Below are 14,370 nucleotides of genomic sequence, written 5' to 3'. Positions count from 1 at the left end.
CAACTGATTCATTCTCACTTTGAGCAATGTTCATGTACTTGTTAACCCCTCCGCGCTTATAAGGCGTGGTGGAACTAGGCTTATCTCCATAAGAGGCAGAATGAGTCCTGAGGGCCGAGCTGGATATGCTGGAAAGATTAAGGGACATAGTTCTGGCTCCCGGTGACAGACGGTGAAGATTAGCCTCGACATCCAAGCTAATGGCTATGAAACTGCCAGATATTGAGCCAATGTTCAAGGGTTAAAAGTAGCCCTCACGTTAATTTCGATATGGGCGAAAGAGAGTACGATGAATTAAATTCGCTTACACAATCAAGGAATCCCGACACCAGCGCCCTTGCCAAAGTCGTGGGAAATCTAAGAGACAGGTTGGAGGCTCTAGAGAAGAAGCAAAATGAGATATTGGATGAGCTTCACAAACTAAAGCATCATTAATGGTTGACAAAGAAGCGCGCGTCACTCTTTCAATAGACCATATTCTTTGAGAAAAAAGTCTCTTATTCCATTAACCAAATTCAGAGGCTCAGAGTTATCATTGAATTCATTCAGTTGAATCATCCTTAGACCAAGAGATTCCATTTCTCCAAGCAGGTAGGACTGTTCATGGGCCTTTGAATTTATGAAATACTCGGCCATGCTCTAGCTATTATGGCCGACTATATACGCCGGACTTAACTTAGTTAACCGTGCCTTACTACTGAACATAAAGATTAGGACCGCAGGATAAGTGCTAGTCCTGGCAAAGGTATGTCATCTTCATCGTTCATTATCTGCCATTTTTTGACGTCTGCGTCAACCGTATCTCATTAAAATGATGAAAACCATGTACCTGCATGACAGATGTCACAAACTTTGTAGCCTGGGACGAGCTGAAGGGAAAAGAAGCCCGGGGAGTGAGCAACGATGTCGACCTGGGCGAAGTGCAGGAGATCGGCAGGCACTATATCGTGACGCAAAAGGGGCGCGTGAGCAAGGACAGGTTCTTTATCCCGAAATACCTGGCTGAAAGGTACGACGGGCACATGCTGCACTTTAACGTGACAGAAGGCCAAAAAATGGACTTTATGCGCGACGCGCCTCCAACGTATGAAGAGTACACCCGGTACCGCGCAGTCACCCTGCCTTCAGACATTGAGACAAGAATACGCATAGCAGAGGCATAGGACCTCTTTTTTTATTTTCTAGATAAGGAATTTTACACTTTTGGATATTTTGCTTCTATCTCCCTGATCAGCTGCCTTGTCTTTTCCGGGTCGTCTTCGATGGCCCGGATACGGAGGTCGATCTTTGCCTCTATCCTCTCGCTGGATTCCTTTGATTGCGGGGAGCCAAGGTAGAGGAGGAATGAAAGCCCTGCAACCTGCCACATCAGCTGCAGGAATTCCGACTGCCAGTTTTCCATCGTGTCGCGCATCGTCTGGTTAAAGTAATCGCCTGCCTGCACTGGCTGGCGTTGTTCATTCTGCTCTTCGACATAGGCAAGCCATGCGAATGTCCAGTGAATCACGAGGCTGATGAGGAAAAAGCCCAGTGTGACCCAGAGAAAGCCGTGCCTGCTCTTTTGCGACAATAGGCCCTTTGACACAACTATCGTTCCTTTTCTAAAATATAATGAGTAGCTCGTGAAAAATCCGGGGCATTACAGCTGAATAAACAAGAGCTAAAAATGCGGTACAGTAAAAAAATAGAGGGCCGGCCCTGGGCCCCTCTTGCGTTATCCTGTCATTTCAGTCAACTAAGGCTGAGCTGGTCATGCCAGCATTTCCAAGACATCATTTCATTGATTTGAGCAGACAGCAATGGGATTATTAGTAGCTGCCAACAACCCGCACTGGTCATGCCAGAATCCGTGCAGGCCGTGTGCGACAGGATATTGTCACTCGACAGGGCAGTGAGGTTTGCAGGCATGGCAAACGGCGGCAAGATAGTGGCAAGCAAGTACCGAAAGGGCCTCGCCCCGCTTTTGACAGAAAAAGAGTCCGAGTTGTCCGTTGTCCAGTCCACTATACGGATGCTGCTCAGAAAGCCCCTTGAGGAGAAACTCGGGGGAATGGTTTATGCCTTTGCGAGGTACGGCAACGTGAAAAGGGCAACCATACCGCTGCGCGACGACTGGACGCTCATGGTGTCTTTTGACTTGGAATCAGAGCACGACTCAGTCATCATGGGCAAGATAATCCCGCTTCTCCGGGAAAACGGCCTTTATGTGAAATAGCTATTTCTTGAAATCAACCGGCACCTTGTCAAACGCCCTGCGCAGGCCGCCCATGATGCCCTTCTTCCTTGCAGCCTTTTCCTCCACAGCTTTATAGCAGCTGGCGCACAGCGCCCGGATGTTCACCGGCCTGTTGTCCTTTTTGCTGCCATTGATGTTTTCAAACTGCGGCTGGACGCTTGGGCTGAACTTGGTAGAGCATTTCTGGCAGCGGTTGTGCGCCCTCTCAAGGACGGTCTGCCTTATCGACATAGTGAGGTGCTCGTACTTTTTCTTGTCAAAAGTCGGGCCTTGACCGCCCGGCGGACCAAAGAACGACACAGCTAGCCTACACCTGCCCCGGAATTAACTCTTGCGCTAGAGGAGCTTGGCGCTCCTTGCCACCGCGTAGACGTGCTCTTTCAAGTCGCGCTCGTAGAGCGAGCCCATCTTTTCGCGGAGCGCCGCCTTTGCCTGCTGCCTATCCTCCTCTGCCGCCGACGTCAGCGCGGCCGCAAATATCTCGGGCAGGTTCTCCTTTATCCAGCCGTCCAGCACGAGGTAGCGGTTCTCGTTTATCCATATCACGCGGTCCTGCGCCTGGTCGACGTCGGCGTTGAAAGGGCTCGTCTCCACCCTGTCTATGAGCATAAAGACGCAGTTGTTGGGGTCGGGGCTTGCAAGCACCTGCCTTGACCTGTCGCCAGCCTTGCCCGCCTTTACGCGCTCTATCAGCCCGGATGGCCTTATCTGCGTGCCCGTGACGCGGATCTTGCTGCCACTGACAGCCTGGATCCTGCCGATAATGATGCGGTTGTACTCGCCGTCCTTTTGCACGACAAAGATAAACTCGCCGGGCTTGATTCCTCCCTTGCCAAACATGCTTGTGAGAGCAAGTCCGCCTTGAAATTATATATTACTTGCGGGGGCGGGCGGGTCAAAGTTGGCCTAGCAGGTGCCAAGTTTTTCAGAAAATGCCTGTCTATCAATAAAGTAATCGATTTTTGCCGTGACAATAGGTGCAGAATTACATTTATTAACACAGGCACCGAAGGTTAGAAGGATATGCACAAGTTTGACGAGCTCGACATGAGGATCCTGTCCGAGCTGACCAAGGATGCGAGCATTTCAGTCCCGCGCCTGAGCAAGAAACTCAACATCAACGCTTCAGTTCTTTACAGCAGGATAAAACGCCTGTCAAAGCGCAGCCTCGTCAAGAAATTCACGGTCATCGTCAACGAGAGCATGCTTGGCATAAACGTCAAGGCGACGGTCGGCATCAACCGCGACCCCAAGCTGAAGGAGCCCATCCACACTGAATTGCTAAAGATACCCGAGGTGCGCTCGGTGTCAGAAGTTACTGGCAGGTTTGACATGATAGTCACGGTCAACGCCCACACGCTTGAAGAGCTGCACAACGTCGTAATCGAGCGCGTCGGCAAGATAGATGGCATCCAGAACACGGAAACGTTTGTCGAGATGCAGCGCACGGAAAAAGAGCCCGTCTATACTGCAAAATAGCTAGTAATCCGACATCTCTTTTACTTTTTGAAGCACTGCCTTGCCCTTGTCAGTCAGGGTATAGTGCACAAAGTGCCTCTTTTCCATCTTCATGCTGACGGTGGTCAATAGGCCCCTCCCTTCAAGCTCTTTCAGGCGCTGCGAGCGGGTCCTTTCGTTTGGGCCGTACGCGGCAAGGTCCGTAAACCTCAAGGGTTTTTTCGCCAGGGCGTCAAGGATTTCCAGCGCGTACGACTGGGCCAGGATATAGATGACTGAACGTTTGTTGCGCGTCGCCACTGCCCTTATGAATAGCGTTTGCGATAAAATGACTTTGCGATATGTGGATAAAGTAAACTTTAATATGATAAAGTCTAATGCTTGTTCCGGATAAATTTGCAGGAAAAAGCGGCGGATGGAAACAAAATCAAAAAAGAAGGAGAAACGAGCAAAAACGAAAAATCTGCCGATACCAGTCCAAACGCGACGAAAATATCCAGCTCTTTGTGGTGCGTGTTGTGCTCTTCGCTGGCGGTCGAAATAGAAAGGGCCCGTGCCCGGGGCGACGCAGAACTGGAAAAGATGTTGCGGACGATTTTAAAAGAGCACCAGCTTGTATCCCACGAGCTGAACTAGGCCAAACCCATGTTTTATATACGGCTAGTAAGTTAGCAGTCAAAATGGCTCTGGTGCAACGCAAGGTCAGCGAGATCATCCAGACCCTCCGGCTGGCGAAAAAGACCAGCAGGGAAGACTATAACCAGCACCTGCGCCTCGTGGCACTGGGCCTGGCAGCGATAGGCGGCATTGCGTTTGTGATAAAACTTGTCGCCGAGTTTGTGTCGCTGGGCTTTGGCGGCAAGCTCAGCTGATCGTTCAAATACCGTTTATTCCAATGACTTGCATGGAAAATAACAGCGTTACCCCCGTGAATACAAAGACGTGGGATTCCGAAGTGCTAAAGGCAGACCTCCCTGTCTTTGTCGATTTCTGGGCCGAATGGTGCGGCCCGTGCAGGATGGTGGGGCCCGCAGTCGAGCAGATCGGCAAGCTGATGGCCGGCAAGGTAAAGGTGGCAAAACTAAACGTCGACGAGAGCCAAGAGATCGCGATGAAGTACGGCGTCCAGTCGATACCGTCGCTCATACTGTTCAGGGGCGGCCAGGAAGTCGGCCGGACGATAGGCGCGATGCCAAAAGAGTCGTACATAAAGTTCATCGAGAACTCGCTGGCAAAGGCCTGATGCCTCTTTCCTTTTTATCGCGAAAGCATTAATACCGTATAGTTGGCGATTACGTGAAGGGCCGCTTTGGGAAAAAAGGAACTCGCCGCCATGTTTTCGTCAAACCCTGACAGGTACTATAGGGTCGAGCTATTTGACAGGATGGGGTTCAAGAGGCAAAAGTGCGGCAAATGCGGCAAGCACTTTTGGTCGCTTGTGGGCAGGCCGGACTGCCCGGACCACGAGGACTATGGCTTTATCGGCAACCCTCCGACGACCAAGCGCCTGGACTATGTCAGCGCGTGGAAGGAGACTGAGCGCCATTTCTCTCAAAACAACCACGAAATTGTGAGGCGCTACCCTGTCGTCTGCCGGTGGCGCGACGACCTGTATTTCACGATAGCATCGATTGTTGATTTCCAGCGCATCGTGGGCAACCAGATTGTATTTGAACTCCCGGCAAACCCATTGGTCGTGCCGCAGATGTGCCTGCGCTTTAACGACATTGAAAACGTTGGGCTTTCAGGCCGGCACTATACCGGCTTTTGCATGGTCGGCCAGACCTGCAACGCCGACGCGCCGGGCGGCTACTGGAAGGACAAGTGCATCGACCTTGACTATGGCATGCTGACGCAGGGCCTCGGCATTAGGCCGGAAGAAATAACGTTTGTCGAAGACGTGTGGATGGGCGCAGGCGCCTTTGGATATTCGCTAGAGTATTTCGTGCGCGGCCTTGAGCTTGGCAACGCCGTCTTTACCGAGTTTGAGGGCAACGAGAACAATTACCGCACGATGCCAAACAAGATAATCGACATGGGCGCCGGCCTGGAGCGCTTTTCCTGGATAACGATGGGCACGCCCACGAGCTATGACTGCTGCTTTGGCCCAGTCACCGACAAGCTGATGGAGCTGACCGGCACCGACAGGAACAGCGAGATGCTGTCAAAGTATTTTGGCGCAGTTTCCACCAAGCTTGAAACAACCAATGGCAACGTGAAGGAGCTAAAGGCAATAATTGCAAAGCAGATGGGGATGCCGTACGAGCAGCTGGCAAGGATGGTGGCGCCCCACGAGTCGGTATATACAATCGCCGACCACGTCAGGACGCTCGTGTTTGCGATATCGGACGGCGCGCTCCCGTCAAACGTGGGCGGCGGCTATAACCTGCGCGTTATACTCCGCCGTGCGTTGTCGATACTGGAGCGCATGGGCTGGAAGGTGAAACTGGAAGACATTGCCGACATGCACATCGACTATTTGCGCCAGATGTACCCCGAGCTTGAGGAGCACCGGGAAGACGCAAGGGCGATACTGCAGCTGGAATCGACGCGCTACGTCGGCTCCCGGGAGCGCATGAACGCAACCGCGTCGGCGCTAAAGGCAAAGTCCGGCGAAATAAACGTCGACGACCTGATGAGGCTTTACGAGTCTGACGGCATAACGCCCGACTATTTGGTCGAGCAGGGCGTAATCGCAAGCGTGCCTTCAACATTCTACACAAAACTTGCAGACCTTCATGCCGGCGTCGCGGCCGGCTCGCAGGCGGCAAAGCCTATCCGCGGGCTCGAAGGCCTGCCGCCAACCAAGTTGTTGTATTATCAGGATGAATCGATACGCGAGTTTGAGGCCAGGGTGCTAAAGGTAGTGGACAACTTTGCAGTCCTTGACCAGACCGCGTTCTATCCCCGGGGCGGAGGGCAAGAGCCGGACACCGGCGAGCTTGCCGGCGCCAGGGTGATTGAGGTGACAAAGCAGGCCGACGTCGTTATCCACAAGGTCGATGGCAAGCTGGCAGAAGGCCAGGTTGTCAAGGGCTCTGTCAACGGCAGGCGGCGCGATTTAATAACAAAGCACCACACCGCCACGCATGTCATCAACTCGTCGGCGCGCAACAACCTCGGCTCGTGGGTGTGGCAAAACTCGGCTTTCAAGGACCCGGATTATGCCCGGCTCGACATCACCCACCACTCGGCCCTGTCAAAGGAAGAGGTGCAGAGGATAGAGCAGACTGCAAATGGCGTCATACGCCGCAACCTGCCTGTGAGCGTCAAGTTCTTTGACAGGGGCGAAGCGGAGCAAAAGTACAGCTTCCGCATATACCAGGGAGGGGTCGTCCCGACCAACAACGTGAGAATCGTGAACGTCGAAGGGTGGGACATCGAGGCGTGCGGCGGAACGCATGTCCAGAGGACCGGCGACATTGGCATGGTAAAGATAGTAAAGTCAGAGCGCATCCAGGACGGCGTCGTGCGCCTTGAATTCGTGGCCGGCGAGGCCGCAGTCACCTATGTCCAGACGCAGGAAAGCCAATTGACATCAATTGCACAGGCTCTTGGCTCAAGTCGGGAAAAAGTGGTCGAGTCGCTTGGCAAGGCGATGGACGACGCAGAGGCGGCCAAGAAAAAGGTGCGCACGATGATAAAGGTCGTGGGCGCGACGGTGGCAAAGGGCGTGTCAGAGCAGGCAAAAAAGATCGGCGGCCTGAAAATGTACAGCACGTTTGACGAGGAGCTGGACGACGACTATCATATCGCCATCGGTGAAAAGGCCATAGGGCTCGACCCGTCGCTTGTCTACGTCGCGCTCGTGGCAAAGGGGCAGGGAATGAGGGTCATTGTGTTTGCAGGAGCAGAGGCGCGCAAAAAGGTCAAGGCTGGCGCGGTTGCCAAGCAGGTGTCTGCAAAGCTGGGCGGGTCCGGCGGGGGCGACGACCGGTTCGGCCAGGGCGGAGGCCGGCTCCGCGACAAGGTAAAGGAAGCGCTAGAGCTTGCAGAAGAGGCTGCAAAGGCATGAGCTTTGACTGGAAGTCCCTGGAGGACAAGTGGATAAAAAAGTGGGAGGAGCAAAAACTCTTCCAGGCTGACCCCGACCCTTCCAGGAAAAAATACTTTGTGACAGTCGCGTACCCGTACCCAAATTCGCCCCAGCACATCGGCCACGGCCGGACGTACACGCTGGCAGACGCGCACGCCCGGTACATGCGCATGAAAGGCTACAACGTGCTCTTTCCAATGGGCTTTCACTATACCGGCACGCCCATTCTTGGCATGTCGAGGAGGGTCGCGGCAGGCGATGCCGACCTGCTAGAGACGTTCCACAACGTGTACAAGCTGACAGACGACGTCATCTCTACGTTTGTAGAGCCGGTAAAGATAGCGAGCTATTTCCACAACGAGATCAAGCAGGGCATGAAGGAGATGGGGTACTCGATGGACTGGCGGCGCGAGTTTACCACGATTGACAGGGTGTATTCAAAGTTCATCTCGTGGCAGTTCCGCACGCTGAAAAGCAAAGGGCTTATCGTGCAGGGGTCGCACCCCGTGGGCTGGTGCCCCCGCGACCAGAACCCAGTCAGTCAGCACGACACGATGGGCGACGTCGAGCCCGATTTCACCGAATACATGCTTGTAAAGTTCACGCATGACGGCGTGGTGATACCCGCCGCCACGTTGAGGCCCGAGACGCTCTTTGGCGTCACCAACATGTGGGTCAACCCCGACGCCGAATACGTCGAGGCAACGGTCGACGGCGAAAGGTGGATAGTGAGCAAGGAGGCCGCGCGCAAGCTGGAATTTCTCAACCACTCGGTTTCAATTGCAAGGACATTGAAGGGAAGCGAAATAGTCGGGTGGCAGGTGACAAACCCACTCAACAATTCCGCAATTCCAATGTACCCTGCGCAGTTTGTAGAGCCGGACAGCGGCACCGGGATTGTGATGTCAGTACCGGCGCACGCGCCGTTTGACTACCAGGCACTTGCCGACCTGAAAGCCGACGACGCGACGCAACAAAAATTCAACCTTTCAGTTGTTGCCGAGCCGGTAAAGATAATCGAGTCGGATGGGTACTCTGGCATTCCGGCGGCCGAGGCAATCGCAAAAGCCGTCCCCGGGCCCCACGAGAGCCGCCTTGAAAAGGCGACAAGCGACCTGTACTCTCACGAGTTTTACAAGGGCAAGATGCTGCCAAACGCGGGCAGGTTCGCAGGCAAGCCGGTTGCGGTAGCCAAGAACGAGGTCAAGGAATACATCGCCGGCTTTTCGTCGGCGATGTACGAGCTGAACAACAAGCCGGTGAAATGCAGGTGCGGGGCAGAGTGCGTCGTAAAACTGCTGAACAACCAGTGGTTCCTGAACTATGGCGACAAGGAATGGAAGGCCCTTGCGCACGAGTGCATCCAAAAGATGGACGTCGTGCCGCAGGACATCCGGCAGGAATTCGACTATGTAATCGACTGGCTGCGCGAGCGGGCCTGCGCGAGAAAGTCGGGGCTCGGCACGAAACTGCCGTGGGACCCGGAATGGATAGTCGAGAGTTTGTCAGATTCAGTCATCTACATGGCCTATTATGTAATTGCAAAGTACGTGAACGGGGGCATGGTGCCTGCCGGCGAAACAATAAACGATTCATTTTTCGATTACGTGCTGCTTGGCGCAGGCGACGCCCAGTCGGTCGCAGAGAAATGCAGCATGCCCGCATCTACTGTAGAGCTGGTAAGAAAAGAGTTCCAGTACTTTTACCCCGTTGATTCGAGGCATTCTGGGCGCGACCTGGTGCCAAACCACCTATCGTTCTTTGTCTTTAACCACGTCGCCATCTTTGGCAGGGAAAACTGGCCCGGGCAGATAGTGGTCAACGGCTCGGTGCTGATGGAAGGGAAAAAGATGAGCAAGTCACTTGGCAACATCATCCCCCTCCGCGCGGCCATCCGCGAGCAGGGAGCGGACACCATCCGACTTGCAATGCTGGTATCTGCAGAGATACTGCAGGACGCGGATTTCTCGTTCGATACGGCAAGAGGCATACGGTCAAAACTGTCCGGCGTCTTTGAAATGGCCGACCGATGCAAGAATGTCCAGCAGTCGGCGCCAGAGCAAGCCGAAGACAGGTGGCTGCAGAGCAGGCTGCAGCGCGCTATCGCGCAAACGACTGAATCGATGGACAGGCTGCGCGTGAGGGAGTCGATACACCACATCATGTATTCGCTGGAGCAGGACCTGCAGTGGTACCTGAAGCGGGCGGCGGCAAAGGGCCGGGAAAACTCGCCAGCCGCCATGTCGATGACAGCCGAGTACCTGAGGATGCAGGTGAGGATGCTTGCGCCCTTTGCGCCCTTTACGGCCGAAGAGGTGTGGGAGCGCATCGGGAACAAGGACATGATTGCCAAGGCGGGCTGGCCGCAGCCTGACGGCGCAAGGGTGGACCTCGGCGCCGAAGAATCGGAATTTTTAGTCTCCGGCCTGCTTGCAGACTTGCAAAACATCGTCAAGGTGACAAAAATTGCGCCAAAAAAGATCATAGTCTATGCTTCTGCAGGCTGGAAGGCGCCGGTCTACCAGACGATACTTGCAAACGTCATGGAAGGCAGGACAAACTTTGGCGACATGATGAAGCAGCTGATAGCAAACCCCGAGACTGCCAAGATAAAGTCAGACCCGAACCTCGTGAAAAAGGTCCAGGACGACGTGCTGTCGACGCCGGTGGACGCAAGGACCCGCAGGCTGAAACTGGCGTTTGACGAAATAGCCGCGATAAAGGACGCGGCAAGCCTGCTGTCAAAAGAGTTTGGCGGTGCCGAAGTCGTGGTCTATTCAGAGGACGACGCGTCGAAATACGACCCCAAGGCAAAGTCGAAATTTGCAAGGCCGTTCAAGCCCGCGGTATTCATGGAGTAATTTTCTAGACGAAAAGGGAAAGGGTCTCTCCAGATTACTGTATGGTTTCTCTGGATCGATGTCCTTCCCGGTTGCTTACCGAGTCAGAGAGCGTACCGTTGCGTCGATGGTGTACGTTACCGTGAATGGCTCCGAGCTCCTTTTGTGAAATACCAAGGCGCTTCCGGTGAACTCGAACGTTCCTGCCGCAGTCGGCACGTCGCCGAGGACTATTGTGTTATCGACCAGCCCTGTGAGGTGCGAATATGTTATCTTTGTTCCGTTGATGACTGCCGTCGGCGGCTCTCCGTGCTCTTTGTCCGGTGCTTGGGCCGGATTGTAAACGTGCAACACCTCGACTTCGATGGGCTTGCTTGCGGCAAACGTCGCTCTCCCGGTATAGACCTTGCCGTCTTCCAGCAACGGGAGCGCAAAGACTACTGCATGGGGAAGGTTCCCGGTGTGCGCCACGGGAGCTGCCGTGGACATTTTGGTTTCCTGTATCCTGTAAGTTGTCTGGCTTGCCTGCTGCGCGGTTGCGTTATTGTTCTGCAGTAATGCTACGCCTGCCGCAATCACCAAGGCTGCTGCAAAGCTGAATATTGCTAGTCTGCTTTTTTCCATAGCTAGCGTTAAGAGTTGAGAATAAAAGGATTTTTTACTAAAGAATGTTTTAGAATCAGAAGTACAAAAATGTTAATGCCGTTGAATTTGATCCTGCGCTGGATTATTGCACAAACTTTGTGAAAGCTAGAGGCGCTGGTCTATGACTTGCAAGAGTTGTTTAGATGGCTCGTTAATCTATCTGTCATTCAGTTGTTTAAAGAAAAGAAATCAAGGAAATCAGATTTTATCGTGACAGAAAATTATCACATCAGGCTCAAAGCGCAAACAGCAAAAGCATTGATTGAAAAGATAAAGTTGAACATGAATGCAAAAATGGCGCTCAAAGGGAGGAACGTGACTTATCGGACTATTCTGTTCAGCAACGTATACGGATCAGCACATTTTGTAATTGGTACCGGATGCTGGACAAATCAGCGATAGTTCAAACAGGTTCTCATATATTACCTAGCATTTTTACGCTTTCTTTGGATCGTCTAGCTTTTCTAATTAGAAAGTACGCAGCAACTCCAATGCCCACCAGAACTGCAATGTTGCTTGCCAGCGATAGGGTGCTAAAGAGACCAACATCTTTGCTAGCAATATTGACACAATTGTCTATCGGTATGAAGAAGAATCGAAAGCAAGCGTCTGCTGGCAAATAGATCGGCTGTGACGCCAAGTCAGCCAACGTTGTCATAAAAAGATGACAACAATTGAATTTATCAATCTTTTGATCTTTTGACCGCAATACTATGATGCACTTGTTGTTTTAGACCCACCAACATCAACTTGTTTTCTCTACATTCGAAGCCGACACTAGGACCAAAACAGGGCAACAGATGCTGATAGAAGTCTCTTTCAAGAACCAGAATCAAAGTAACGCTTCATTCTTCACGATCATAGGGATAAGGCAGTCAAGTGGCATTACGGTGACCTTTTTGCGATTATCGAAGACACCATGTACAATACGAACCCGCCGCCGACCATTGCAAGGCCGTACAGCGACCACGCACCCCTGTCAAAATACTCGCCAAGGCCGACAATTATGCCGCCCATTATCAACAAACCGATGCCCGCGCGAGCGCCACCGGGCATACGGATCTTGGGCTTTGACACGCCCTATTGAAAAAGGGACTGCTAGATATTCGTTGGCACGATGCCTGCCAATCTTTTTATTGGTTCTTTTCCCTCTCTTGCAGTGATGAAGATCGCGGTGGTCGGCGTCGGCGTCGCCGGTGCGTACCTAATGAACCGGCTGAGCGACATGCACGACGTGCAGGTGACCGGCTTTGAGCGCATGCCGGAAGAGCAGCACGACGCCGTCTGCGCGTGGGCCACGTGCGAAAACGTAATGTCCGGGCTTGCAAAAAACTGCGGCCTGCATTTTGACGACTATGTCATGCACGACGGCAGGAGCATGAAAGTCGACCTCAACAGCGACCACGTCGACTTGAAATTAAAGGGCATGGTCAGCTATGACAAACTGAAACTTATTCAGGATATGGTCAGGGGCACAGACATCAGGTTTGGCCGCGCCCCGAGAAAAGAGGAGCTGGAGCCGGACTATGACATGATAATAGACGCGACGGGCTTTCACCGCAACTATCTGCCGCGTTTGCAAGACGAGATGTGGATACCGTGCGTGCAGTACAAGGTAAAATACAGGCCCGGCAAGGAGCCGTTTGACGACTTTTACCTGCGGGCCTTCCCGTCCATGACCGGCTATTTCTGGTATTTCCCGCTCGGCAACGGCTATGCCCACGTCGGAGCCGGCGACTTTGACAAGGGCCACAACCGGTTCGTCGATGAGTTTCTGAAAAAGCATGAATGCGAGACTCTGAAAAAGGTGGGCAGGCCCATCAGAATAAGCCCGCCGGCCAACTGCGAGCCGTTCACCGACGGCCGCAAGACGGTGGGAGTGGGCGAGTCCATCGGAACGGTATTCGCTCTCTTGGGCGAGGGCATCATCCCGTCAACCTGGTGCGCCGACCTTTTCGTGCAAAACATGCACGACCTGAAGGCGTACCGGAGCGCGGTATTGAAAAAATTCGAGATCTATTCGCAGGTCTTTAAATTCGTGCAGCTAAAGATACGGGGCAAGTTCAGCCTTGTAAAGAACGCCGGCGACATGATCAAGATATACAACCACATGAGGAGCCACGAGGACAGGTACGGCATGGCAGTCAGGATGGCCGACATGCTAAAGGTGGCAAAAATCTAAAGCTTTAAAAATCGAGCCGGGACAGTGAGTTCCATGCACACTGATTCTTCCGGACACTCGCATGACCATCCCCACGATCACAATCATCCCCACGATCATTCGCACGCCGCCCCTTCAAGCGACCAACAGCGCATGATGGAACAGCAGCTGAACGAAATGGCCCAACAGTCAAGGATGCTCGAAGCCTACATAAACGACGTAACGAACCGGCAGGCGGCAATCGGCCGCATGTTGGAAGAGGCCCGCATCGCCTCTGCCACCATCCAGGGCATCAACTCTGACGTTGACGTCGAGACCCTGATGCCAGTCGGAATCGGCGTCTATGTAAAGACGATGGTGCCGCCGGTCAAAAAGGTGATTGTCAACCTCGGCTCCGGCGTCGCGATGGAAAAGAGCAGGGAGGACGCGCTGAACTTTGTAGAGGCCCGCATCAAGGAGTACGACGTCGCCGTTAGGCAGCTCGAGGCGCAGAGGCAAGAGATCGCCATGCGCATGGAGCAGATGCAGGGGCAGATCAACTCGATGCTCCGGTCGTCGCAGCAGGGCTAGACGTGTGCCGGCATGTTTGACAAGCTAAAGAAGGCTTTTTCAAGCGCCGCCAAAAGCATCGGCCAGAAAGAGATAACCGAGAAGGTTCTTGACGATACATTGCTTGAACTGCAAATTGCATTGCTTGAAAGCGACGTGGCGCAAGAAGTCGTCGACGACCTGTCTGCAAAACTGAAAAAAGACCTCCTCGGGCTGAAACTTGAAAAGGGACAGGACGCCGGCCAGATAATAGAGGCGAAACTGCAAGAGGCCGTTGCCGGGATATTTGCCCGCGCAGGCAGGCTCGACCTTGTCGGGCAGATAAGGGCAAAGAAGGAGGCCAAAAAGGGGCCGTTTGTAATCGTGTTTCTCGGCATAAACGGCACCGGCAAGACCACGACGGTGGCCAAGATGGGGAACCTGCTGCGTAAAAATGGGATATCGC

21 protein-coding genes are annotated in these 14,370 nt (G+C 53.3%); 13 read left to right on the top strand and 8 right to left on the bottom strand.

Going from position 1 to position 14,370, the window contains the following annotated elements; all coding sequences use genetic code 11:
- The coding region (locus ACREAY_RS04410; protein WP_431754550.1) for a hypothetical protein at positions 1 to 238 on the bottom strand (238 nt) is incomplete at its 3' end.
- Positions 239 to 270: 32 nt separating this feature from the next.
- Here ACREAY_RS04410 and ACREAY_RS04405 point away from each other — a divergent pair.
- Positions 271 to 435 carry a hypothetical protein gene (locus ACREAY_RS04405; RefSeq protein WP_431754549.1) on the top strand — a complete coding sequence of 55 codons (165 nt, stop codon included), beginning with the start codon at positions 271 to 273 and terminating at the stop codon, positions 433 to 435.
- A 21-nt stretch (positions 436 to 456) separates the two neighbouring features.
- Here the strand turns inward: ACREAY_RS04405 and ACREAY_RS04400 are convergent, their stop codons facing one another.
- The gene (locus tag ACREAY_RS04400; RefSeq protein WP_431754548.1) at positions 457 to 636 is read right to left on the bottom strand and encodes a hypothetical protein; all 180 of its coding nucleotides are present in this window, start codon (positions 634 to 636) and stop codon (positions 457 to 459) included.
- A 197-nt stretch (positions 637 to 833) separates the two neighbouring features.
- Here ACREAY_RS04400 and ACREAY_RS04395 point away from each other — a divergent pair, with 197 nt between their 5' ends.
- Positions 834 to 1,163 carry a hypothetical protein gene (locus ACREAY_RS04395; RefSeq protein WP_431754547.1) on the top strand — a complete coding sequence of 110 codons (330 nt, stop codon included), beginning with the start codon at positions 834 to 836 and terminating at the stop codon, positions 1,161 to 1,163.
- A 32-nt stretch (positions 1,164 to 1,195) separates the two neighbouring features.
- On the opposite strand, the gene ACREAY_RS04390 is transcribed toward ACREAY_RS04395, so the two are convergent.
- Positions 1,196 to 1,585: a DUF6766 family protein gene (locus ACREAY_RS04390; RefSeq protein ID WP_431754546.1), complete on the bottom strand. Its 390-nt coding sequence runs from the start codon at positions 1,583 to 1,585 to the stop codon at positions 1,196 to 1,198.
- A 252-nt stretch (positions 1,586 to 1,837) separates the two neighbouring features.
- Here ACREAY_RS04390 and ACREAY_RS04385 point away from each other — a divergent pair, with 252 nt between their 5' ends.
- Complete coding sequence (locus tag ACREAY_RS04385) at positions 1,838 to 2,215, top strand: hypothetical protein (protein ID WP_431754545.1); 378 nt, start codon at positions 1,838 to 1,840, stop codon at positions 2,213 to 2,215.
- On the opposite strand, the gene ACREAY_RS04380 is transcribed toward ACREAY_RS04385, so the two are convergent.
- Complete coding sequence (locus ACREAY_RS04380) at positions 2,216 to 2,536, bottom strand: hypothetical protein (protein WP_431754544.1); 321 nt, start codon at positions 2,534 to 2,536, stop codon at positions 2,216 to 2,218.
- A 36-nt stretch (positions 2,537 to 2,572) separates the two neighbouring features.
- Positions 2,573 to 3,076 (bottom strand): hypothetical protein, encoded by a 504-nt coding sequence (locus ACREAY_RS04375; RefSeq protein ID WP_431754543.1) that lies wholly within the window; start codon positions 3,074 to 3,076, stop codon positions 2,573 to 2,575.
- 183 nt (positions 3,077 to 3,259) lie between these two features.
- On the opposite strand from ACREAY_RS04375, the gene ACREAY_RS04370 reads away from it, so the two are divergent.
- Positions 3,260 to 3,715, top strand: coding sequence for an Lrp/AsnC family transcriptional regulator (locus ACREAY_RS04370; RefSeq protein WP_431754542.1), 456 nt, complete (start codon positions 3,260 to 3,262; stop codon positions 3,713 to 3,715).
- On the opposite strand, the gene ACREAY_RS04365 is transcribed toward ACREAY_RS04370, so the two are convergent.
- Positions 3,716 to 3,994 (bottom strand): winged helix-turn-helix transcriptional regulator, encoded by a 279-nt coding sequence (locus ACREAY_RS04365; protein WP_431754541.1) that lies wholly within the window; start codon positions 3,992 to 3,994, stop codon positions 3,716 to 3,718. It abuts the gene before it with no gap.
- A 96-nt stretch (positions 3,995 to 4,090) separates the two neighbouring features.
- Here ACREAY_RS04365 and ACREAY_RS04360 point away from each other — a divergent pair, with 96 nt between their 5' ends.
- From ACREAY_RS04360 to leuS, 5 genes are all read left to right on the top strand, one after another.
- Entirely contained in the window at positions 4,091 to 4,330 is a 240-nt protein-coding gene (locus tag ACREAY_RS04360) for a hypothetical protein (RefSeq protein ID WP_431754540.1), read from the top strand.
- A 44-nt stretch (positions 4,331 to 4,374) separates the two neighbouring features.
- The gene (locus ACREAY_RS04355; protein ID WP_431754539.1) at positions 4,375 to 4,566 is read left to right on the top strand and encodes a SecE/sec61-gamma family protein translocase subunit; all 192 of its coding nucleotides are present in this window, start codon (positions 4,375 to 4,377) and stop codon (positions 4,564 to 4,566) included.
- 32 nt (positions 4,567 to 4,598) lie between these two features.
- Positions 4,599 to 4,937, top strand: a complete 339-nt coding sequence (gene trxA / locus ACREAY_RS04350) for a thioredoxin (protein ID WP_431754538.1) — start codon at positions 4,599 to 4,601, stop codon at positions 4,935 to 4,937.
- Positions 4,938 to 5,003: 66 nt separating this feature from the next.
- The gene (gene alaS / locus ACREAY_RS04345) at positions 5,004 to 7,709 is read left to right on the top strand and encodes an alanine--tRNA ligase (protein WP_431754537.1); all 2,706 of its coding nucleotides are present in this window, start codon (positions 5,004 to 5,006) and stop codon (positions 7,707 to 7,709) included.
- The gene (leuS, locus tag ACREAY_RS04340) at positions 7,706 to 10,591 is read left to right on the top strand and encodes a leucine--tRNA ligase (protein ID WP_431754536.1); all 2,886 of its coding nucleotides are present in this window, start codon (positions 7,706 to 7,708) and stop codon (positions 10,589 to 10,591) included. The genes alaS and leuS overlap by 4 nt, the downstream gene beginning before the upstream one ends.
- A gap of 75 nt (positions 10,592 to 10,666) precedes the next feature.
- On the opposite strand, the gene ACREAY_RS04335 is transcribed toward leuS, so the two are convergent.
- Positions 10,667 to 11,194: a hypothetical protein gene (locus tag ACREAY_RS04335; protein ID WP_431754535.1), complete on the bottom strand. Its 528-nt coding sequence runs from the start codon at positions 11,192 to 11,194 to the stop codon at positions 10,667 to 10,669.
- 147 nt (positions 11,195 to 11,341) lie between these two features.
- On the opposite strand from ACREAY_RS04335, the gene ACREAY_RS04330 reads away from it, so the two are divergent.
- Entirely contained in the window at positions 11,342 to 11,617 is a 276-nt protein-coding gene (locus tag ACREAY_RS04330) for a hypothetical protein (protein ID WP_431754534.1), read from the top strand.
- Positions 11,618 to 12,100: 483 nt separating this feature from the next.
- Here the strand turns inward: ACREAY_RS04330 and ACREAY_RS04325 are convergent, their stop codons facing one another.
- On the bottom strand, positions 12,101 to 12,292 hold the full coding sequence (locus ACREAY_RS04325) for a hypothetical protein (RefSeq protein WP_431754533.1): 192 nt from the start codon (positions 12,290 to 12,292) through the stop codon (positions 12,101 to 12,103).
- A gap of 85 nt (positions 12,293 to 12,377) precedes the next feature.
- Between ACREAY_RS04325 and ACREAY_RS04320 the strand changes: the two genes are divergently transcribed.
- The 3 genes from ACREAY_RS04320 to ACREAY_RS04310 all read left to right on the top strand — a co-directional run.
- Positions 12,378 to 13,397, top strand: a complete 1,020-nt coding sequence (locus ACREAY_RS04320; protein WP_431754532.1) for an NAD(P)/FAD-dependent oxidoreductase — start codon at positions 12,378 to 12,380, stop codon at positions 13,395 to 13,397.
- 33 nt (positions 13,398 to 13,430) lie between these two features.
- Positions 13,431 to 13,946 carry a prefoldin subunit alpha gene (gene pfdA / locus ACREAY_RS04315; RefSeq protein WP_431754531.1) on the top strand — a complete coding sequence of 172 codons (516 nt, stop codon included), beginning with the start codon at positions 13,431 to 13,433 and terminating at the stop codon, positions 13,944 to 13,946.
- Between the two features lie 12 nt (positions 13,947 to 13,958).
- Positions 13,959 to 14,370, top strand: a 412-nt coding sequence (locus tag ACREAY_RS04310) for a signal recognition particle receptor subunit alpha (protein ID WP_431754530.1), incomplete at its 3' end; no start/stop codon positions are given.

The sequence above is a fragment of the Nitrososphaera sp. genome (assembly GCF_050748925.1).
Classification (GTDB): domain Archaea; phylum Thermoproteota; class Nitrososphaeria; order Nitrososphaerales; family Nitrososphaeraceae; genus Nitrososphaera.
Note: the sequence above shows the minus strand (reverse complement) of the source record. Positions and strands in the feature narration are given on the sequence as shown.

Bases quoted from the DNA above. Each gene is read 5' to 3' on its own strand.
- ACREAY_RS04400 (WP_431754548.1), bottom strand. From the start codon at position 636: ATGGCCGAGTATTTCATAAATTCAAAGGCCCATGAACAGTCCTACCTG.
- ACREAY_RS04320 (WP_431754532.1), top strand. From the start codon at position 12,378: ATGAAGATCGCGGTGGTCGGCGTCGGCGTCGCCGGTGCGTACCTAATG.
- ACREAY_RS04385 (WP_431754545.1), top strand. From the start codon at position 1,838: ATGCCAGAATCCGTGCAGGCCGTGTGCGACAGGATATTGTCACTCGAC.
- ACREAY_RS04370 (WP_431754542.1), top strand. From the start codon at position 3,260: ATGCACAAGTTTGACGAGCTCGACATGAGGATCCTGTCCGAGCTGACC.
- ACREAY_RS04355 (WP_431754539.1), top strand. From the start codon at position 4,375: ATGGCTCTGGTGCAACGCAAGGTCAGCGAGATCATCCAGACCCTCCGG.
- leuS (WP_431754536.1), top strand. From the start codon at position 7,706: ATGAGCTTTGACTGGAAGTCCCTGGAGGACAAGTGGATAAAAAAGTGG.
- ACREAY_RS04395 (WP_431754547.1), top strand. From the start codon at position 834: ATGACAGATGTCACAAACTTTGTAGCCTGGGACGAGCTGAAGGGAAAA.
- ACREAY_RS04335 (WP_431754535.1), bottom strand. From the start codon at position 11,194: ATGGAAAAAAGCAGACTAGCAATATTCAGCTTTGCAGCAGCCTTGGTG.
- pfdA (WP_431754531.1), top strand. From the start codon at position 13,431: ATGCACACTGATTCTTCCGGACACTCGCATGACCATCCCCACGATCAC.
- ACREAY_RS04375 (WP_431754543.1), bottom strand. From the start codon at position 3,076: ATGTTTGGCAAGGGAGGAATCAAGCCCGGCGAGTTTATCTTTGTCGTG.
- trxA (WP_431754538.1), top strand. From the start codon at position 4,599: ATGGAAAATAACAGCGTTACCCCCGTGAATACAAAGACGTGGGATTCC.
- ACREAY_RS04405 (WP_431754549.1), top strand. From the start codon at position 271: ATGGGCGAAAGAGAGTACGATGAATTAAATTCGCTTACACAATCAAGG.